Source organism: Gordonia sp. NPDC003425, from assembly GCF_053588635.1.
Genome location: NZ_JBSFQI010000007.1, coordinates 214,700 through 233,621, shown reverse-complemented (window position 1 = coordinate 233,621; position 18,922 = coordinate 214,700). Strand labels below are relative to the sequence as shown.

The window sequence follows — 18,922 nt, the reverse complement described above, 5'->3', positions numbered from 1 at the left end:
TCACTGCTGCACGGTGGCGGTGGTGACGATGACCGGCGTCGACGGACGGCCGTATTTCGCGTCGGGTTTCGCGGGGACGTAGCCGGCCGCGACGACTCGGTCGAGGACAGCGAGCCCGGCGTCGTCGACGGTGCCGACGATCGTGTAGGCCGCCGGCTGGTCGACCGGTTTGGTGAGCATGAAGAACGCGCTGGCGGCAAACGTCTGCTTCGGGTCCTTGCGGTCGGGCGGATCGACGTTGACCACCGCGATGGAGCCGCGCGGGTAGGTGACCAGTGGTCGTCCCTTGTCGTCGTTGCCGCCGGCCGCGACCAGGTCGGTGGGGAACTCGTCGGGGCTCGACCATCCCGGATTCGAGTCCTGCCCGCCGGTGGGATCGCCGCAGATGAGGTAGCCGTCGCCGACTCGGTGACACGTGGTGTTGTCGTAGAAGCCGGACTTGGTCAGCGACACGATGGCACCGACGTTGCACGGCGCCTTCGCGCGGTCGAGTTCCAGTCCGATCGAACCCGCGGTGGTGTTCATCGTGACGTCCACGGTTCCGGTGTCCGGCTGTTGCGCAGCGGGTTTGGGAGCTTTCGGTCCGGTGACCGGGGTGTCGTGGAACTCGCATGTCGCGGCGGCGACGGGCGTCGACGACGACGTGGCGGGTCCGGGCGGTGGTGAATCGCCGCCACCGGACACCAGAACCACCGCGGTCACCGCGAGCGCGACCACCGCCACGCCGATGATCGAGAACACCGCGATCATCCGCCCGCGCCCGGGCTTCTTCGGCGGCGGCCCGCCCGGCGACCACGGCCCCGAGAACGACTGTGGTCCCGACGCCGACGGCGGTGGGCCGGATGCGCCCCCGCCGCCCGCCGGGGCGGGCGGGCCCGCGGGCCAGGAGCCCTGCGGCCCGGACGGGTGCTGAGCGGCGTGCATATCGGGGCGGCCGTAGAGTCCGCGTGGCATCGTAGGGCCCGATGTCGCGGCCCCACCCAGCGGACCGACCACGGTGGGCCCGGACCCGATCCCGGGCGGCGGTGTCGCCGGCGGACCCGGGCGAGGCGCGAGACCGGGTGCCGGGCCGCGCATCGGTGTCGTGGGTGCCGACAACGCGGCGGCGGCCGCGCGCATCATCTCCCGGGCGCCGGAGTACCGCTCCGCCGGATTCTTCGCCATGCCCTTGGCGATCACCGGGTCGAGCGGCCCGCCGGTTGTCGGCGGTGGTTTGGTGATGTGCGAGGTCATCAGCGCCTGATCGGAGTTGCTCTCGAACGGGGTGTGACCGGTGATGGACTCGTAGAGCACGCAGGCCAGCGAATAGATGTCGGCCGGGGGACCGGCGGGGGCGTCGTCGAATCGTTCCGGTGCCATGTAGGCCAGCGATCCGAGCGCGGTTCCCACCATGGTGTAGCGGGGGTCGGTGGTGCCGTGCGCGATACCGAAGTCGACGAGATACGCGAAGTCCTCCCCGTCGACCAGGATGTTGTCGGGTTTCACGTCGCGGTGGACCAGGCCGTTGCGATGGGCGGCGTCCAACGCACCCGCGATCTGGCTGAGCAGCGCGACCGCCCGTGCCGGGTCGAGTGGTCCGTCGGCCAGGACGGCCCGCAGATCCCTGCCGTCGACCAACCGCATGTCGATGAACAGCAGGCCGTCGATCTCGCCGAAATCGTGGATGGGGATGATGTGCGGGTCGGACAGCCGCGCGGCCGTGCGTGACTCGCGTTCGAACCGGTCGCGGAATTCGGCGCTCTGGATGTACTGCGGTGGAAGCAGTTTCAGCGCGACCGTGCGTTCCTTCGTCGTGTCGTACGCCTCGTACACCTCGCCCATACCGCCGCGGCCCAGCAGCTTTCCTATGCGGTAGGGGCCCAGCTGCTGACCCGTACGCGTGTTCGGCGCGCTCATGGGTTCGGCCCGGTCATGCGTGTGGTGTCCTCCGAGTGGTCGCGCGGCGGTGCGGGTGACGACGCCATCCGCGTCGGATTCGCCCGTTGGGAATGGTGCTCACCCTATCGGCTCGGATGTCGGATCGAGCGACGTGTCGGCCGGTGAGACGACAGCGATCCTGGGCTTTTGACGGGAAATCCGCGATGCCACACTCGCAGATTCGCGGTACTTCAGCGTTTGTCCTTCGTTTGATCGACTTCGCCGACGTCGCCGGGCTGCGGGTCCCGGCGGGCACGCCCGCGACCGAATTGGCGAGCCGCGGCACCCGAGATGGTTCGCGCCGGCAGCGGGTCGCTGAGCAGGGTCCGCACCAGTGCCGCGGACGGTTCCAGCGGAGCGTCGCTGCCCACCACCACCACATTGCCGGTCCGTCTGCCCTTGAGCATCGCGGGGTCCGCGACGAGCAGGACATTCGCGAACACCTCGGCCACCGCGGCCGCGTCGGCCCGGACCAGCTCCAGGTTGCGGCCGTCGCCACAGTTGGCGAGGTACAGACCCCCGGGCGCGAGCACCCGGCGGACCGCACGGACGAATTCCACCGTCGTCAGGTGCGACGGAGCGCGGTCACCGTCGAACGCGTCGCGCACCACGACGTCGCGGGAACCCTCCGTGAGCGCCTCGACAACCTCACGTGCGTCGCCGACGCGGATGCGCAGGGCGGGCGCCCGTGGCAGGTCGAACCACTCCCGCACCAGTCGCGCCAGGGTGGCGTCGATCTCGACGGCAACCTGGCGGGCGCGCGGATACCGGTCGGCGAGGTAGCGGGGCAGTGCGCAGGCCGCGCCACCGAGATGCAGCACGCGCAGCGGTGGCGTCGCGCCATCCCCACCGTCGCGGTGCCCGTATCGATCCTCGATGACCGCGGCCATCTGCCGCAGATACTCGAAATCCAACGCGGTGGGGTCGTCGGGATGAATGTGCGAGCTGTGCGTGCCATTGATGAGCAGGAGCCAGCCACCCGAGATCGGGTCCGGCTGCAGTTCGGCGATGCCGGTGTCGATGCGGTGATTGCCGGGAACGGGGGTGGGGACTGATCTGACCATCGAGCAGTCCATGCTACCGGTGCGGCGATGCGCGTTAGGATCGCGCGATGACCGATCCGCGTGGCCGCCACCGCCGATGGGCCACCGCGATCGGCCTCGCTGCCGGGTTCGTCCTCGACCGTCTGGTGGCCGACCCGCAGCGGCTGCACCCGGTGGCCGGACTCGGGCGGGCGATCGCGGTCACCGAACACCTGCTGTACGCCGACTCGCGGATGCGGGGAACGATCTTCACGGCGGTCTGGGTGGCCGCGGGCGCCACGGCGGGCACCTGCGCGCAGCGGGTCGCGATGCGTGGCAGCTCACCGATCCCGCTGCTCGTCCTGACCGCGGCCACGACGTGGACGGTGCTCGGCGGGACCAGTCTCGTCCGGGTGGGCGATGAGGTTGCCGACGCGCTGGCCGCCGGCGACATCGGTGCCGCGCGCGCGACGATCCCCAGCCTGTGCGGTCGCGATCCCGAATCGCTCGACGCCGCGGGAATCTGTCGTGCCGCCGTGGAGTCGATCGCCGAGAACACCTCCGACGCCACCGTCGCGCCGCTGCTGTGGGGTGCGGTCGCCGGGGTCCCCGGTCTGCTGGTGTACCGCACGATCAACACACTCGACGCGATGGTGGGATACCGCAACGAGCGATACCGCAGGTTCGGGTGGGCGTCGGCGCGGTTGGACGACGCGGCGAATCTGATCCCGGCGCGGGTGACCGGCGTGCTCACCGCCGCCATGGGTTCCCGATCACGCGCCGCGCTGGGGTCCTGGCGGCGCTACGCGCGGCGTCACCCGAGCCCGAATGCGGGCGTGGTCGAGTCGGCGTTCGCCGGTGCCCTGGGCCTGCGACTCGGCGGCCGTACCGTCTACCCGCACGGTGTCGAGGAGCGACCGGTGCTCGGTCGCGGGCGGCCTCCCGGGGTCGTTGAGTTGCGCGCGGCCGCCACGCTGTCGGAGCGGGTGCAGGCCGCGGCCGTGCCCGTTGCGGTGGCGGTGGTGGCGGGATCGATCCTCGGGGTCAGCCGCCGTAGCGTTCGGTGAGTTTGTCGCGCACCTGCCGTGGGGCGTGTTCGGTGTCGGGTCCGGCGCCGATCCGGGTCAACTCGTCATCGGGGCCGGTCGGAGTCTCGCCACGCAGTTCCGCGCGTCGCAGGCGGCGCCGGGCGGCCCGGTCGGGTGGTGGTCGGCGTCCGGCCGCTGGTGCCTCGCCAGGCGCGGGTTCGCTGACGGAGTCCGGGTCGCCGACACCCTCGGCCGCGGCCTTCGCGCGGCGCCGCTGCCCGATCTCGGAGTAGATGAAGTAACCGGCGCCGAGCGGGGCCATGATGCCGAAGGCGAGCCACTGCAGCCCGTAGGACAGGTACGGCCCCGAATCGAGCTGGGGCAGCGGGATCTCGCCGAGTGATCCCGGCTGGTCGGGCGAGAGCTGGATGTAGAACGGATCCATGCGGGTGCCGGTGGCGCGGGCCAGTTCGGGCGGGTCGACGGTGTACATCGACAACGCCCCGTCCACCATCCCCGCGCCGCGCCCGGCGATGGTGCCCTCGGCGGCCCGGATGCGTCCGGTGACGGTCACCTCACCGGACGGGGGCGCCGGAACGTCGGGCAGTCCGCCCTGCTGTGGCCGCACATAACCGCGGTCGACGGCCAGTACCCGGTCGCCACCGGCCACCCGGAACGGCGTCAGCACCTCCACCGCCGGCTGTTCGTCGACCGAACGAAGACGGACCAGCGCCTGTTTGTCGGTGAGGAACTCGCCGGTCATCGTGACCTCACGCCATTCTTTGCCGGCGTCGAAGACGCCCGGAGTGGTCAGCGATTCCAGCGGAGCCGGTTTGATGGTCACCGCCTGTTCGATCAGGTGATTGCGCTCGGAGGTTCGGGTGTTCTTGCCCAGCTGCCACGGCGCCAGGATGGAAAAGCACAGTGCGGCGAATGCGACCACCACGATGGCCAGGGCGATCCACCCGGGCCGCAGGAAGGTTCGCAGCGTCCGCATACCTCAACGTTACTGTGCATCGCGCACCCCGAGACGGCGGCGGGTGGCGATCAGCACCCGATGGTCGGGCGCGTCAGCGCTCCGCCAACTCGGCATTGACCCAGGCGAGCAGGCCGGGCATGGCGCCCTCGATCTGTTCGCGTGCGACGGCGAAGTCGGCTTCGGTGCCGTAATAGGGGTCGGCGAGGTCGAGGTCGTCGCCGGCAGCGGGATCGAAACTGCGCAGCAGCGTCACCCGGTCGCCGAGGCGTTTGCGTTCGAGTTCCTTCACGTGCCCGGCGTCCATGGCAACCAGCAGGTCGGCGTCGAAGTGGTCCGGGCTGAGCTGCGACGCGACGTGACCGTCGGAGTACCCGTGCGCGAGCAGTTCGGTCCGTGCGCGGTTGTCGGCGGGCTCGCCCACATGCCAGCCGCTGGTGCCGCAACTCGACACCTGCACCCGGTCGGCGAGTCCGGCGTCGGCGAGCGCGGAACGGAAGATGTTCTGCGCCATCGGCGAACGGCAGATGTTGCCGGTGCACACGAAACACACGTGCAGTTGATCAGACACCCAGCACCTTTCGCAGATCGGAGACGGTCTCGACACGCCATGCGGCGTCGTGCCCTTCTCCGGGCAACGCGTATCCCCATCCGACGACGATCGTGGGGATACCGAAAGCCGCCGCACCCTCGACGTCGTGCGATCGGTCGCCGATCATCACAGCCGGCCGATCGAGGCGCGGCGGGCCCGAATCGGGGTCAATGTCCAATTCTGCCAAAGCATGGGCGATCACGTCGGATTTGCTGCGCCGCGAGCCGTCGTCGCTGGCTCCGGCGATCACCTCGAAATACCCGGCCAGGCCGAAGTGGTCGAGGATGGTGCGCGCGGTGTTCTGATTCTTCGACGTCGCAATCGCCAGTCGTCGGTCACTTGCCGACAGATCGGCCACCAGATCGGCGACACCGTCGAACAACGCATTCTCCAGCCACCCGACGTCGGTGTAACGGCGCCGGTAGGCACGCATCGCGGCGTCGGCGGTGGCCTGGTCGAGCCCCAGCCCGAGCAGGGTGTCGATCATCGGCGGTCCGGCGATTCCCGCCACCACCTCGTCGGGTGGGGGTGGTGCGCCCACCGCGTCCAACGCATGCCGAAAACTGTTGGCGATACCGGCGAAACTGTCGGTGAGGGTGCCGTCGAGGTCCACGAGCAGGGTCGTGGCCGGGTCGCGGGGGTCTGCCTGCAACATCACGGTTCCATCGTGCACGTAGGCTCGTCGGGTATGACGGTCGGGCCGGTCCACGGCGTTCCGGAATGCACGGAGGAACTGCGCGCACCCGGGCGTCACGGCGACGCCGACACGGGTGCCGGGTTGATCGACTTCGCGGTGAATGTGCGGGGCGACCCGCCTGCGTTCCTTCGCGACGCACTGGTGTCCTCGCTCGCCGACGTGACGTCCTATCCGGGCCAGGCACTGGTCACGCGGGCGATCACGACCATCGCCGACCTGCACGGCCGCGACCCCGCCGAGGTGATGCTTCTCGCCGGGGCCGCCGACGGCTTCGAGGCATTGCCGCGGCTGGGCGCGACTCATGCCGCGCTGATCCAGCCGTCATTCACCGAACCCGAGATGGCGCTGCGAGCCGCCGGAACCCGGATCAGCCAGGTGGTGCTGCCGCCGCCGTGGGTGCTGCGCGACACCGACAGTGCCCACCTCGTGCCACCCACCGCCGACCTGGTGGTGCTCGGCAATCCCACCAACCCGACCTCGGTGCTGCATCCACGAGCAGCCATCGAGGCGATGCGTCGTCCCGGACGGATCATCGTCGTGGACGAGGCGTTCGCCGATCTCACCACCCACCCGGTGACCGGTCGGCGTGAACCCGAGTCGCTGGCCGGCGTCGCGCTTCCCGATGTCGTCGTCATCCGCAGCGTCACCAAGACTTTCGGCCTGGCCGGGCTCCGCGCCGGCTACCTGCTCGCCCCGCCCCACCTCGTCGAGCGGCTGAGCCGCGGCCGTCGCCCGTGGCCGGTGTCGACGCCCGCGCTTGTCGCCCTCGCCGAATGCTGTGGTCCCGACGGCCGGCGGTACACCGACCGGGCCGCGGAACAGATGATCGGCGAGCGGGCCGCGATGGTCGAGCGGCTCACCGATGCGGGGGTGGCGGTGTGCACCCACCCGGCCGCGCCCTTCGTACTCGTCGCCATGCCGAACGGATTGCAGGTCAGGCAGGCGCTGCGGGACCGCGGATTCGCGGTCCGCAGTTGTGCCAATTTCGTCGGGCTCACCGACGACCACCTACGGTTGGCGGTACGTCCCGCGCAGCAGGTCGACGCCCTGCTCGATGCCCTCACCGGGGCGCGAAAGGAGGTCGGCGATGGCACCGGCTGAGCAGACCGCGACGACGGTCGGCGACGTGATCGATCTGCTCGATCTGGCCTACCCGCCCGCACTCGCCGAGACGTGGGACGCGGTAGGGCTGGTCTGCGGCGACCGCGACGAACCGGCGCGACGCGCCCTGGTGTGTGTCGACGTGACCGACGCGGTCGTCGACATCGCCTGCGATCCCGACGCCGCCGTCGACATCATCGTCGCCCACCATCCGTTGCTGCTGCGCGGCGTCGAGTCGGTGGCCGCAGACACCCCGAAAGGTCGTGTGCTGCACCGGCTCATCCGGGCGCGCACCGCCCTGTTCACCGCGCACACCAACGCCGACAGCGCACGCCCCGGGGTCTCCGACGCGCTCGCCGATGTCCTCGGCGTACACAACACCTCGCCCATCGAGCCGAAAACCCGCGCGCCGATGGACAAATGGGCTGTGATGGTGCCCGAAGGCAACGCCGAGCAGGTGACCGAGGCGATGTTCGCCGCCGGCGCCGGAGCGATAGGCGAGTACCGCGACTGCGCGTGGTCGGTGGTCGGGACGGGCCAGTTCGAGGCCCAGGACGCGGCCAATCCGGCGATCGGGGAGATCGGGCAGCGCACCCACGTCGACGAGGCACGAGTCGAGATGGTCGCCGCGCGACGCATACGACGCGATGTGCTCGCCGCGCTCCGCACCGCCCACCCGTACGAGGAACCGGCATTCGACGTCCTCGAACTCGCCCCCATCGACTCCGACACGGGTCTCGGACGCATCGGCACCCTGCAACGCCCGATGACCGTGCGCGAGTTCACCGCGCTGGCCGCACGACGACTGCGCACGCCGTGGGGCGTGCGGGCCGCCGGCGACCCCGACGCACTGGTGTCGCGGGTGGCGGTGTGCGGCGGTGCGGGCGACTCGCTCCTCGGCGCCGTCGCCGCAGCGGGCGCCGACCTGTACCTCACCGCAGATCTGCGCCACCATCCGGTCGACGAGGCCACGCGTGCCGGCGGGCCGGTGCTGGTGGATGCGGGGCACTGGGCGACGGAGTTCCCGTGGTGCCCGCAGGTCGTCGAACTGCTCGGTGGTGCCCTCGGGATCGACGCCCGGGTGTACGCGGCGCCCACCGATCCGTTCACCGTGCATGCCGATGCCTGAGCCCACCTGCGGGCGCGTACGGTGGAGCGAACCCGAGACCGAGGAGGTGCGATGAAGATCGATGCTGCGGCACAACGACTCCTACTCGATCTGGCCGACGCCGACGCCGAACTTGCCCGGATCGATCACCGTGGCCGCACGCTGCCCGAGGACGCCGAGATCGCCGAACTGACCCGCAAGCTGGAGTCGACACGCGACGACCACGTCCGCGCCGAGATCTCGGCCGAAGACCTCACCCGCGAGTACCGCCGCGTCGACAGCGAGGTCACCGGCATGTCCGACCGCGAGAAGAAGGACTCCGCGTTGCTGACCGGAGGTGGCCTCGCCGCCAAGGCGCTCTCCGAACTGCAGCACGAGCTCACCGGGCTGGGTCGCCGACGGGCGATGCTCGAGGACGACCTGCTCGAGATCATGGAACGGCAGGAGGCGGTGGAGGCCGAGCGTCAGCGGGCCTCGGCCACGGCCGAACACCTCGAGACCGAACTGGCGGCCGTCCGTGACCGCCGGGACACGGCGTATCAGGAGATCGAAGCCGACCGGCAGGCGGCAACCGAGCGACGCGCGGCGATCGCTGCCGACATCGCGCCGGAACTGTCGGCGATCTACGAGCGGCAGCGTGCCGCGGGCAAGGTGGGTGCCGGACTATTGCGGGCCCGCCGCTGCGGCGCCTGCCGAATGGAGATCGACCGCGGCACGCTCGCGTCGATCGCCGGGGCCGACGCCGACGAGGTGATCCGCTGCGAGGAGTGCGGCGCGGTGCTGGTGCGGACCGGCGAGTCGGGTCTGTGAGCCACCTCGCCGGAGCGCGCCGGCGGTGAGCGCTCCCTCGTGGCAGGGCCAGCGTGCACGGCCGACCCGCATCGTGCTACTCCGGCACGGCCAGACACCGCTGTCGGTGGATCGGCGGTATTCGGGCAGGGGAAATCCCGCGCTCACCGATCTCGGTGAACAGCAGGCGAAGGCCGCCGCCGCACGCATCGCCGCCGAATCCCCCGTCGCCGCCGTCATCAGCTCGCCACTCGACCGTGCCCGGCTGACCGCGCAGGCCGTCGTCGACCGCATCGGTGGCGAGGTGATCTGCGACGCCGGGTTCGTGGAGAACGACTTCGGCGAGTGGGAGGGGCTCACGTTTTCCGAAGCGGCGCATCGTGATCCGAATGTGCACGCGCGCTGGCTCGGCGACCCCACCGTGCCCGCCCCGGGCGGCGAGAGCTTCGCGCAGGTCGCCCAACGGGTGATCGCCGCCAAGGACGAGGTGGTGCGGCGATACCCGGGCGAGACGGTGATCGTGGTCTCGCATGTGACCCCGATCAAGACGTTGCTGCAGCATGCATTGAGGGTGGGACCCGAGCTGTTGTTCCATCTGCACCTCGACCTGGCGTCGGTGTCGGTCACCGAGTTCTTCCCGGACGGCGGGTCGGTGGTGCGGTCGGTCAACGAGACCGCACACCTGCGCTGACCCGTCTGCGGTCCCGCTATCCTGAACGGGCGAACGAGTCGGCCGGGCGGCCGCGGCGCGCGGAACGACCGGTCACCGGGGACGCCGCACGCCGAGGAAAGTCCGGACTCCACAGAGCAGGGTGGTTGTCAACGGCAACCCGGGGTGACCCGCGGGACAGTGCCACAGAGAACAGACCGCCGGTCGCGAGACCGGTAAGGGTGAAACGGTGCGGTAAGAGCGCACCAGCGACACGGGTGACCGCGTCGGCTCGGTAAACCCCACCCGGAGCAAGGCCGAAGCGCGCACCGGTCGGTGCGCGTGCGCGGGTGCACGAGGGCTGCTCGCCCGAGCCCGCGGGTTGGCCGCTCGAGGTACCCGGCGACGGTGTGCCCAGATGGATGGTCGCCGCCGGCCCCGACCCGGGGCCGGAACAGGATCCGGCTTACACGCCGACTCGTTCGCCCCCGTTCTGCGTGCAGCGCCCCGCGGGAGGGTGCGCTCACATACTGTCGCTGGTGTGCAGCGCAGATTCTCCGCACCCGACATCGACTTCGACGCGATCCGTACCGAACTCGGGGTGAGCGAGGACTACGGTGACGCTGCGCTCGCCGAGGCCGAACACGCGGTCGACGCCCATGCCGCCGACCGGGAAGACCGCACCGACCTGCCGTTGGTCACCATCGACCCGCCGGGGTCGAAGGATCTCGACCAGGCCGTGATGATCTCGGTCACCGAGGACGGGTACGAGGTGAACTACGCGATCGCCGACGTGGCCGCGCTGGTGATCCCCGAACACGCACTCGATGCGGAGAGCCGCCGCCGCGGCAGCACCATCTACTTTCCCGACGGATCGGTGCCGCTGCACCCGCGGGTGCTCTCCGAGGGCGCCGGATCGCTGCTGCCCGACCGGATTCGGCCCGCCGTGCTCTGGACGATCCTGGTGACGCCGCAGGGTGCGGTCGCCGACGTGGCGGTGCGCCGCGCGTCGGTACGCTCGGTCGCCCGCCTGGACTACGCGGGGGTGTGGGCCGACGCACAGTCGGGCAGCTTGCACCCCGCGATCGCCGCACTGCCCGCCTTCGGGGAACTGCGACACCGGGTGGCGCTGGCCCGGGGAGCGATCGAACTCGACCTGCCCGATCAGGAGGTCGTGCGCGAACCCGACGGGTGGACACTACAGATCGCACCGAAGACGCCCGCCGACATGTGGAACTCCGAGCTGTCGCTGCTCACCGGCATGTGCGCGGGAACCATCATGCGCGACGCGGGGGTCGGGCTGCTCCGGACCCTGCCGCCCGCCGCGCCCGAGGCCGTCGACGACCTCGCGGCGACCGCCACGGCACTCGGGGTGACGTGGCCCACCGGAGCCACCCCGGGACAGTTCCTCGCCGGGCTACCCGCCGACACTCCGCAAACGCTCGCACTGATGTCGCATGCCGCGTCGCTGATGCGGGGTGCGGGCTATCTCGCGTTGCCTGCCGGGACGGGCGAGAGCCGGACGCAGACGCCGAATGAGATGGTGCACGCCGCGATCGGGGGCGTGTACGCGCACGTGACAGCGCCGCTGCGCCGACTCGGTGACCGCTTCGCCACCGAGGTGTGCCTGTCGGTCACCGCTGGCGAGCCGGTACCCGATTGGGTGATCCGCGCGTTGCCGACGATGCCGAAACTGTTGCGCTCGGCCGATTCACTCGGTTCTGCCGCCGACCGGCAGAGCATCGACCTCGCCGAGTCCGTCGTACTCGCCGACCGCGTCGGCGAACGGTTCGACGCCGTGGTGCTCGCCGCCGCCACCGACACACGTCCGGCGCGCATCGTGATCGACCAACCCGCGATCATCGCCGCGTGTGAGGGCAGTCCCGCGCAGGCGAGCCGGCTTTCGGTGCGGCTCGCCGCCGCCGACCCCGCCACCCGGACAGTGCTGTTCTCGCCCGCGACGTGACGTTCAGAGCTTCTTCGCGGCCTTCCGGTACGCCTCGATCGCGCGCGCACCGTCGAACTCCTGATGCGCGTCGATGCGACCGAGGACGAACAGATCGTGCCCGGACAGTTCGCCCGACGCGGCCAGCTCCGCCAACCGTGACCGGTTGATGTGGGTGTCGTTGTAATCCCCGAGAGCCGACTGGATCTCCTTGGCGACGTCGCCGATCTGCCGATACTTCTTCTTGCCCAACGGCTCGGCGGCGTCGGTGCTGTAGCGCAACCGCTTGGCGCGTTTACGGATGGTGTGCAGATGCTCGGACCACTCGTCGGAGCCTTCGGCGAGGCCGGCCAAGGTGCCCTGCGCCTTGCGGATCTGCTTGCGGCTCTTGGCGATCGCCTTGTCGACGGCATCGGAGGCCGACATGTCCGCGTCCGGGCCCGGCGGCGGGTCGGCGATCAGTTCGTCGATCGCGTCGAGCAATTCGAAGTAGCGGTTCGAGTTCATCGCCGCGTGCGCGGCCCGTATCGCGCGGTCGTGCACCGCCGATTCGGCTCCGGTGAGCACGCTGCGCAGCGCATCCGACGCCGACTCGCTGCGCAGCAGCGACGTGTCGATCGCCAGCTGCACCTCTGAATCGCGGGCCTCACCGAGGATGCGCGCCAACAGTTTCAGTTCGGCGTCGAGGTGCGCGGTGCGCGCCGCGTCGAGCACGGTGGGAAACCCCGAGAGCACGCTGCGCAGGCGTCGGGTGGCCACGCGCATCTGATGCACGGCGTCGTCGGCATCCACTCGGACCAGGGGGTCGTAGGCGATCAACGAGTTGCGATGGATCGCGACGTCGGTGATGACGAGTTCCAGGGCGGTGGGGTGACGCCCCAGTGCGGGCACGGCGTTGTCGGCGGCAGGCGTGGAACCGATTGCCCGGGCGAGCTTGGAAGCGCTCGACGGTTCGGTACCGCCGGCACCGCGCAGCAGCTTGTGGGCTGCTTTGAGCAGCTTGGGGGTGCCGCCCTCGAGGAGTTCGAACTCCCATTCCGACCACTGCTGCGAGGCCCCGCCGGGCAGCAGCGACTGCGCGGTCACGCGATCCTCGGCGAACTCGGCGAGCGGTTCGTCGTCGACGCCGAGCAGGGTGGTGATCGTGCGCGAGGTGGAGATCGCCGCCACCGGGATCAGCGGGCGGTGCCGGGTGAGGGCGAGCACCGGAATCAGCAGCGCGTCGGGGATGTCGCCGTCGGCGGGAGCGTCGTCGAAGCCGATGCGGAGCTCGCGACGTGCACCGGGAACGTCGGCGGGGCGCTTGAGGTGCCAGCCCTCGTCATGGCCGCCGCGGCGCCGGCGCATGGTGATCTTGTTGGTGGCCAGATCGAGGTTCTCGGTGTCGAAGTAGGTGGCGTCGAGGCCGAATGTCTCCGGGACCCTGGCCGACACCACACCGGGCAACACCCTCAGGTCCGGGGCGGCGACGTTCGACCCGACGTCGAACTTCAACTCCACCTCGACCTGTTCGGTTGGCGGCACGGGTCCTCCTGTTCGTCGCTTGAATCCAGTCTAGGGCAGCGGAATCATCGGTCGGCGAAGGCGTCGGTGGCCTCGATGAGGTGATGCTTGATTCCCGGTTCGAACGATGCGTGGCCCGCATCGGCCACGATGTGCAGCGTCGCCGACGGCCACGCCCGGTGCAGATCCCATGCGCTGCGCAGCGGACAGACCACGTCGTAGCGTCCCTGCACGATGACGCCGGGAATGCCGGCAATGCGGTCGATGTCGCGCAGTAACTGACCGTCGTCGAGGAAGCCGTGATGGACGAAGTAGTGGTTCTCGATCGAGGCGAAGGCGAGATCGAAACGTGGGCCCGCGTCCTCCTTCGCCGCCGCGGCCTCCTCGGGTTTGGGTAGCAGGTAGCTGGTGGCCTGCTCCCACCCGGTCCACGCTCGGGCCGCCGACTGCGCGACGTGCGGATCGTCGGAGGTGAGCAGCCGGTGATAGGCGGCGACGAGGTCGCCGTCGCGTTCGTCGTCGGGAATCGGGGCCAGGTACGACTCCCACACATCGGGGTAGATGTGGGCGGCGCCCCCGTTGTAGTACCAGTCGATCTCGCTGCGACGCAGCAGAAAGATGCCGCGCAGTACCAGCTCGGTCACCCGATCGGGGTGTGTCTGCGCGTAGGCGAGACCCAGCGTGGAACCCCACGACCCGCCGAACACCTGCCAGCGATCAATGCCCAGGTGCGATCGCAACGCCTCCATGTCGGCGATCAGCTTGGGTGTGGTGTTCACCGACAGGTCGGCTCCGTCGGCGATGTGCGGACGCGACTTGCCGCAGCCGCGCTGGTCGAACAGCACGATGCGGTAGCGCGCCGGATCGAAGAAGCGTCGCTGGTCCGGCGCGGTACCGCCACCGGGGCCGCCGTGCACGAAGACGGCCGGTTTGCCGTCCGGATTCCCCGAGGTCTCCCAATAGATCTGCTGCCCGTCACCGACGTCGAGGTGGCCCCGTGCATATGGTTCGAGGGCCGGGTAGAAGTCGCGCATGCCCCAACTGTAGGGGGCGCCGATGGCTCGTGCGCCGGTGTCGGCGCACGAGCTGCTCAGTAGCTGTGTTCGGGACCGGGGAACACGCCGCGACGCACCTCGTCGGCGTATGTCGCTGCGGCGGTGCGCAATTGCCCGCCCACGTCGGCGTAGCGCTTGACGAACCGAGCGGTTTTGCCGTGGGTGAATCCGGCCATGTCCTGCCAGACGAGCACCTGGGCGTCGGTTTCGTTGCCCGCGCCGATACCCACGGTGGGGATGGTGAGCTTACGGGTGATCTGGCCGGCGATGTCGGCGGGCACCATCTCCATCACCACGGCGAAGGCTCCGGCCTCCTGCACGGCGATGGCGTCGGCGATGAGCTGGTCGGCGCCATCACCACGGCCCTGCACACGGAACCCGCCGAGTCCGTTGACGCTCTGCGGGGTGAAGCCGATGTGGGCCATCACCGGGATGCCTGCGGCGGTGAGGGTGGCGATCTGCTCGGCGACGCGTTCGCCGCCCTCGAGCTTGACCGCGTGCGCACCCGCCTCCTTGAAGAAGCGCACCGCCGAGGCCAGCGCCTGTTGCGGTCCGGCCTCGTAGCTGCCGAACGGCAGGTCGGCGACCACGAGGGCGTGCGGTGCTCCGCGCACCACGGCGCGGGCCAGCGGCATCAGTTCGTCGATCGATACCGGGATGGTGGTGTCGTAGCCGAGGACGACGTTGGCGGCGGAGTCGCCCACCAGCAGAACCGGGATTCCGGCGTCGTCGAAGATGCGGGCACTCGAATAGTCGTAGGCGGTGAGCATCGACCATTTCTCGCCGCTTTCCTTCATCGCGGCGAGATGATGCACACGGGTGGTGCGGCGCCGGGCCGTGCCGGAATCGGTGGGGGTCGAATCGGGAGTCGTGCCGTATACGGGCACGTCTGAAGAGGTTGCCTCAGGCGACATCGTTGTCTCTTTTCTTCCTCGAGTCCTGCGTGGCAGGTACCCGGGCGGTTGATGACACCCCGATTCTCCCATCAGGCAACCTGTCGGTAACCCGGCACCGGAGTGTCATTGCTCACATCTTCGCCCGGACCGACGCCGTACGATTCGCGGCATGCCGGGCGGATGCGGGGGAGGTCGAGCCCGTCGGCGGGGGTGGTCGCGCCGAGTGCTGCCCGCCGTATTCGTGGTCGCGATCGGCCTGGTGTCTGCCTGCGCGCCCGCATCGCGACCCGGTGACACCGGCGCGATCGGGTGGGAAGCGTGCCCGGACGCGCCCGCGGTCGGCGACCTGGCAGGGCGTCTGCAATGTGGTCTGCTGCGCGTGCCGCTGGACCCGGCCACGGGCGGCGGCACCGTGACGCTGGCGCTCGCGCGGCTACGCGCTTCCGGACCCGCGCAGGGCACGGTGGTGATCAATCCGGGCGGGCCGGGCGCCTCGGGGGTGCGGTATCTCTTGGGGGCGGCGCCACGCCTGAGCGCCATGCGATTCACTCTCGATCACGACGTGGTGAGCTTTGATCCGCGGGGTGTGGGTCGCTCCACGCCGACCGTCCGGTGCCGCACCGACGCCGAACGCGACGCGCAACGCTCGGCCGATCTGGGAGACCGGTCGCCGGCGGGGATCGCCGCCGCAGAACGCGACGCCCGCCGTGTCGCCGGACTCTGCCGCACACGCGTGGGTAGCGAAGTGCTGACCCGCCTGGGCACCGGCTTCGTTGTCGAGGATCTCGAGCGTATCCGAATCGCTCTGGGAGAGAACCGAATCGACTTTCTCGGGTACTCCTACGGATCCCGGCTGGGCATCGAGTACGCGCGCAACCATCCGTCGCGCATCGGGGCACTGGTCCTCGACGGCGTGGATGATCCCGACGCCGATCCGATCGCCGCGACGCTGGCCCAGGCGCGCGCTTTCCAGGATGTGTTCGCGGGTTTCGCCGCCGACTGCGCCCGGATTCCGGAGTGCCCGCTGGGTGCCGATCCCGCCGGTGCGGTGTCGGAGTACCAACGCCTGGTCCGGCCGCTGCGGCAACGCCCGGTCCGCATTGCCGACGGTCGCCTGCTCACCTACGACGCCGCGGTGGAGGCGACCGGCATGGCGCTGTATCGGCGCGACCTGTGGCCCACCTTGCGTTCGGGGTTGGCCGGCATCGCGCCCGGACCTGATGGGCAGAACCGGGGCGCGCAAACCCTGATGTCGTTGGCCGACACGATGGAGGGCCGTGACGCGGCGGGACACTACGACAACTCGGCCGACGCGTTTCTGGCGGTGCGGTGTTCGGACGGTCCGCAGATCACCGAACGCGCGCTGGTGGACCGGTTGGATCGGGAGCAGCGGCAGGCGGCCCCGTATGCCGACGACGGTCGCGGCACCGGCCGTGGTGTGCTCGATGAGTGTGCATTCTGGCCGACATCGGACCGGCGGCGTGAGGAGGCCCCGCGACGAGAAGGCATCGCCGATGGCGCGCCGACACCGGTGGTGGTGGCCACCGTGCACGATCCGGCCACCCCGTACGCGGCGGGGGTTGCGGCGGCCACTCGGCTGCGGGCCCGGTTGATCAGCGTCGGCGGGTACGGCCATACGGCAGCACTGCAGGGAAACGTCTGCGTGGACTCGGCCGTCGATGCCTATTTCTCGCGTCTCGCGATTCCGAACGGCCCTCTCACATGTTGAGATTTGCGGTATATTTCCGCAGCATGTCGAGTTCGATTTGTGAATGTAACACGGATTTAACAGGCTACTTCTAATGTCGGCGATCATGGATCGCCAAAAGGAATTCGTGCTGCGGACCCTCGAAGAGCGCGACATCCGATTCGTGAGGCTGTGGTTCACCGACGTACTCGGCTATCTGAAATCTGTGGCGATCGCGCCGGCCGAACTCGAAGGAGCATTCGCCGAGGGCATCGGATTCGACGGGTCGGCCATCGAGGGTTTCTCGCGTGTATCCGAGGCCGACACGGTGGCCCGTCCCGATCCGTCGACCTTCCAGATCCTTCCGTGGACCACATCCGCCGGCCAGCATCACTCGGCCCGCATGTTCTGCGACATCGTGATGCCCGACGGCACACCGAGCTGGGCTGACTCCCGCCAGGTGCTGCGTCGACAGCTCAACAAGGCCGCCGAGCGGGGTTTCAGCTGCTACGTGCATCCCGAGATCGAGTTCTTCCTGCTCAAGGAGGCGCCGCTCGACGGCAGCGTGCCGACACCGGCCGACTCGGGTGGATACTTCGACCAGGCCGTGCACGACGCGGCCCCCAACTTCCGCAGGCATGCGATCGAGGCCTTGGAGTCGACGGGCATCTCGGTGGAGTTCAGCCACCACGAGGGTGCCCCGGGTCAGCAGGAGATCGACCTGCGCTATGCCGACGCGCTGTCCATGGCCGACAACGTCATGACATTTCGGTACCTCATCAAGGAAGTGGCGATCGGGGAGGGAACCTGGGCGACGTTCATGCCCAAACCCTTCAGCGAGCACCCGGGTTCGGCGATGCACACCCACATGAGCCTGTTCGAGGGCGAGACCAACGCCTTTCACAATCCCGACGATCCGATGCAGCTCTCGGCGACGGGCAAGAAGTTCATCGCCGGAATTCTGCACCACGCCTCCGAGATCAGCGCCGTCACCAACCAGTGGGTCAACAGCTACAAGCGTCTGATCCACGGTGGCGAGGCGCCGACGTCGGCCACCTGGGGAGGCGCCAACCGCTCGGCCCTGATCCGGCTGCCGCTCTACACCCCGAACAAGGCGTCCTCGCGCCGCGTGGAGATCCGCAGCCCCGATTCCGCGTGCAATCCCTACCTCACGTTCGCAGTGCTGCTCGCGGCCGGACTCAAGGGCATCGTGGAGGACTACGAGCTGCCAGACGAGGCCGAGGACGACGTGTGGGCGCTCACCCCGGGCGAGCGGCGGGCGATGGGCTACAAGGAGCTGCCCGGCAGCCTCGCCGAGGCCCTGCACGCGATGGAGGGTTCCGAACTCGTCGCCGAGGCGCTCGGCGAGCACGTCTTCGACTACTTCCTGCGCAACAAGTGGACCGAGTGGAACGATTACCGCAGCCAGGTGACCCCGTTCGAGCTGAAGCGCTACCTGCCGCTGTGACGTGGCCCGGCGAACATGCCACCCGGGGTGGCCGCCGACCCCTACGATGACCTCATGATGCGCATCGTTGTTCGTGTCCTGGTGTATTTGATCTCCGCGGCGATCGGTATTCTCGTCGCCACCGCGATCCTGGACAAGATGACCGTCCACGTGGCCGGCTTCCTGCTCGCGGTGATCATCTTCGCTGCCGCGCAGGCGATCCTCAGCCCGTTCATCGTCAAGTTCGTACATCGAAACGCGGAAGCGTTCATCGGCGGAGTGGGCCTGGTATCCACGTTCGTCGCGCTACTGCTTGCCTCCTTGCTCGGCGGCGACGGCATTTCGATCAGTGGCGTGGGCACCTGGATCGCAGCCACGGTGATCGTGTGGGTGGTGACAGCCCTGGCCACCCTGGTGGTGCCGTGGCTGCTGGCGAAGGCGGGCGTGGCGCACGCCCGTGAGAACCGGGAGAGTGGGGCGAAATAGCGGATTGCACGACCCGCGCTTCCG

The 18,922-nt window shown here is 69.6% G+C and carries 17 protein-coding genes and 1 other RNA gene; 10 read left to right on the top strand and 8 right to left on the bottom strand.

Annotated elements, in window-relative coordinates:
• Both ACWDTD_RS11395 and ACWDTD_RS11390 read right to left on the bottom strand, forming a co-directional pair.
• Positions 1 to 1,896, bottom strand: coding sequence for a protein kinase domain-containing protein (locus tag ACWDTD_RS11395; protein WP_449747209.1), 1,896 nt, complete (start codon positions 1,894 to 1,896; stop codon positions 1 to 3).
• 212 nt (positions 1,897 to 2,108) lie between these two features.
• A complete protein-coding gene (locus tag ACWDTD_RS11390) occupies positions 2,109 to 2,981 on the bottom strand; it encodes a spermidine synthase (protein WP_449747208.1) in 873 nt (290 codons plus the stop codon).
• 47 nt (positions 2,982 to 3,028) lie between these two features.
• On the opposite strand from ACWDTD_RS11390, the gene ACWDTD_RS11385 reads away from it, so the two are divergent.
• Positions 3,029 to 4,006, top strand: a complete 978-nt coding sequence (locus ACWDTD_RS11385) for a cobalamin biosynthesis protein (protein ID WP_449747207.1) — start codon at positions 3,029 to 3,031, stop codon at positions 4,004 to 4,006.
• On the opposite strand, the gene ACWDTD_RS11380 is transcribed toward ACWDTD_RS11385, so the two are convergent.
• The 3 genes from ACWDTD_RS11380 to ACWDTD_RS11370 all read right to left on the bottom strand — a co-directional run bounded on the left by ACWDTD_RS11380 (position 3,984) and on the right by ACWDTD_RS11370 (position 6,190).
• Positions 3,984 to 4,964, bottom strand: a complete 981-nt coding sequence (locus ACWDTD_RS11380) for an SURF1 family cytochrome oxidase biogenesis protein (RefSeq protein WP_449747206.1) — start codon at positions 4,962 to 4,964, stop codon at positions 3,984 to 3,986. The two genes, ACWDTD_RS11385 and ACWDTD_RS11380, sit on opposite strands and share 23 nt — an antisense overlap.
• Before the next feature lie 73 nt (positions 4,965 to 5,037).
• A complete protein-coding gene (locus ACWDTD_RS11375) occupies positions 5,038 to 5,514 on the bottom strand; it encodes a low molecular weight protein-tyrosine-phosphatase (RefSeq protein ID WP_449747205.1) in 477 nt (158 codons plus the stop codon).
• Positions 5,507 to 6,190 (bottom strand): HAD hydrolase-like protein, encoded by a 684-nt coding sequence (locus ACWDTD_RS11370; protein WP_449747204.1) that lies wholly within the window; start codon positions 6,188 to 6,190, stop codon positions 5,507 to 5,509. The genes ACWDTD_RS11375 and ACWDTD_RS11370 overlap by 8 nt, the downstream gene beginning before the upstream one ends.
• Before the next feature lie 33 nt (positions 6,191 to 6,223).
• Here ACWDTD_RS11370 and cobC point away from each other — a divergent pair, with 33 nt between their 5' ends.
• The 6 genes from cobC to ACWDTD_RS11340 all read left to right on the top strand — a co-directional run bounded on the left by cobC (position 6,224) and on the right by ACWDTD_RS11340 (position 11,845).
• Entirely contained in the window at positions 6,224 to 7,333 is a 1,110-nt protein-coding gene (gene cobC, locus ACWDTD_RS11365) for an Rv2231c family pyridoxal phosphate-dependent protein CobC (RefSeq protein WP_449747203.1), read from the top strand.
• Entirely contained in the window at positions 7,320 to 8,462 is a 1,143-nt protein-coding gene (locus ACWDTD_RS11360; protein ID WP_449747202.1) for a Nif3-like dinuclear metal center hexameric protein, read from the top strand. Before cobC ends, ACWDTD_RS11360 begins: the two co-directional genes overlap by 14 nt.
• Positions 8,463 to 8,513: 51 nt before the next feature.
• Positions 8,514 to 9,251 carry a zinc ribbon domain-containing protein gene (locus ACWDTD_RS11355; protein ID WP_449747201.1) on the top strand — a complete coding sequence of 246 codons (738 nt, stop codon included), beginning with the start codon at positions 8,514 to 8,516 and terminating at the stop codon, positions 9,249 to 9,251.
• Positions 9,252 to 9,276: 25 nt separating this feature from the next.
• On the top strand, positions 9,277 to 9,921 hold the full coding sequence (locus tag ACWDTD_RS11350; protein WP_449747200.1) for a histidine phosphatase family protein: 645 nt from the start codon (positions 9,277 to 9,279) through the stop codon (positions 9,919 to 9,921).
• A 34-nt stretch (positions 9,922 to 9,955) separates the two neighbouring features.
• Positions 9,956 to 10,364: RNase P RNA component class A (rnpB, locus tag ACWDTD_RS11345), an RNA gene on the top strand.
• A gap of 56 nt (positions 10,365 to 10,420) precedes the next feature.
• Entirely contained in the window at positions 10,421 to 11,845 is a 1,425-nt protein-coding gene (locus tag ACWDTD_RS11340) for an RNB domain-containing ribonuclease (protein ID WP_449747199.1), read from the top strand.
• Between the two features lie 3 nt (positions 11,846 to 11,848).
• On the opposite strand, the gene ACWDTD_RS11335 is transcribed toward ACWDTD_RS11340, so the two are convergent.
• Genes ACWDTD_RS11335 through panB form a run of 3 tightly spaced genes read right to left on the bottom strand, consistent with a single transcriptional unit; the run spans position 11,849 to position 15,296 of the window.
• A complete protein-coding gene (locus ACWDTD_RS11335; protein ID WP_449747198.1) occupies positions 11,849 to 13,348 on the bottom strand; it encodes a CYTH and CHAD domain-containing protein in 1,500 nt (499 codons plus the stop codon).
• 44 nt (positions 13,349 to 13,392) lie between these two features.
• On the bottom strand, positions 13,393 to 14,361 hold the full coding sequence (pip, locus tag ACWDTD_RS11330) for a prolyl aminopeptidase (RefSeq protein ID WP_449747197.1): 969 nt from the start codon (positions 14,359 to 14,361) through the stop codon (positions 13,393 to 13,395).
• A gap of 56 nt (positions 14,362 to 14,417) precedes the next feature.
• Positions 14,418 to 15,296, bottom strand: coding sequence for a 3-methyl-2-oxobutanoate hydroxymethyltransferase (panB, locus tag ACWDTD_RS11325; RefSeq protein ID WP_449747196.1), 879 nt, complete (start codon positions 15,294 to 15,296; stop codon positions 14,418 to 14,420).
• Between the two features lie 205 nt (positions 15,297 to 15,501).
• Here panB and ACWDTD_RS11320 point away from each other — a divergent pair, with 205 nt between their 5' ends.
• The 3 genes from ACWDTD_RS11320 (at position 15,502) to ACWDTD_RS11310 (ending at position 18,898) form a co-directional block, all read left to right on the top strand.
• Positions 15,502 to 17,007, top strand: coding sequence for an alpha/beta fold hydrolase (locus ACWDTD_RS11320; RefSeq protein ID WP_449747195.1), 1,506 nt, complete (start codon positions 15,502 to 15,504; stop codon positions 17,005 to 17,007).
• Positions 17,008 to 17,092: 85 nt separating this feature from the next.
• Positions 17,093 to 18,433, top strand: coding sequence for a type I glutamate--ammonia ligase (gene glnA / locus ACWDTD_RS11315; RefSeq protein ID WP_449747194.1), 1,341 nt, complete (start codon positions 17,093 to 17,095; stop codon positions 18,431 to 18,433).
• A gap of 54 nt (positions 18,434 to 18,487) precedes the next feature.
• Positions 18,488 to 18,898 carry a hypothetical protein gene (locus ACWDTD_RS11310; protein WP_449747193.1) on the top strand — a complete coding sequence of 137 codons (411 nt, stop codon included), beginning with the start codon at positions 18,488 to 18,490 and terminating at the stop codon, positions 18,896 to 18,898.
• Positions 18,899 to 18,922: the final 24 nt, after the last annotated feature.

Excerpts from the sequence above, each read along its gene's own strand:
- ACWDTD_RS11395 (WP_449747209.1), bottom strand. The coding sequence starts at position 1,896 with ATGAGCGCGCCGAACACGCGTACGGGTCAGCAGCTGGGCCCCTACCGC.
- ACWDTD_RS11390 (WP_449747208.1), bottom strand. The coding sequence starts at position 2,981 with ATGGTCAGATCAGTCCCCACCCCCGTTCCCGGCAATCACCGCATCGAC.
- ACWDTD_RS11385 (WP_449747207.1), top strand. The coding sequence starts at position 3,029 with ATGACCGATCCGCGTGGCCGCCACCGCCGATGGGCCACCGCGATCGGC.
- ACWDTD_RS11380 (WP_449747206.1), bottom strand. The coding sequence starts at position 4,964 with ATGCGGACGCTGCGAACCTTCCTGCGGCCCGGGTGGATCGCCCTGGCC.
- ACWDTD_RS11370 (WP_449747204.1), bottom strand. The coding sequence starts at position 6,190 with ATGTTGCAGGCAGACCCCCGCGACCCGGCCACGACCCTGCTCGTGGAC.
- cobC (WP_449747203.1), top strand. The coding sequence starts at position 6,224 with ATGACGGTCGGGCCGGTCCACGGCGTTCCGGAATGCACGGAGGAACTG.
- ACWDTD_RS11360 (WP_449747202.1), top strand. The coding sequence starts at position 7,320 with ATGGCACCGGCTGAGCAGACCGCGACGACGGTCGGCGACGTGATCGAT.
- ACWDTD_RS11355 (WP_449747201.1), top strand. The coding sequence starts at position 8,514 with ATGAAGATCGATGCTGCGGCACAACGACTCCTACTCGATCTGGCCGAC.
- pip (WP_449747197.1), bottom strand. The coding sequence starts at position 14,361 with ATGCGCGACTTCTACCCGGCCCTCGAACCATATGCACGGGGCCACCTC.
- panB (WP_449747196.1), bottom strand. The coding sequence starts at position 15,296 with ATGTCGCCTGAGGCAACCTCTTCAGACGTGCCCGTATACGGCACGACT.
- glnA (WP_449747194.1), top strand. The coding sequence starts at position 17,093 with ATGGATCGCCAAAAGGAATTCGTGCTGCGGACCCTCGAAGAGCGCGAC.
- ACWDTD_RS11310 (WP_449747193.1), top strand. The coding sequence starts at position 18,488 with ATGATGCGCATCGTTGTTCGTGTCCTGGTGTATTTGATCTCCGCGGCG.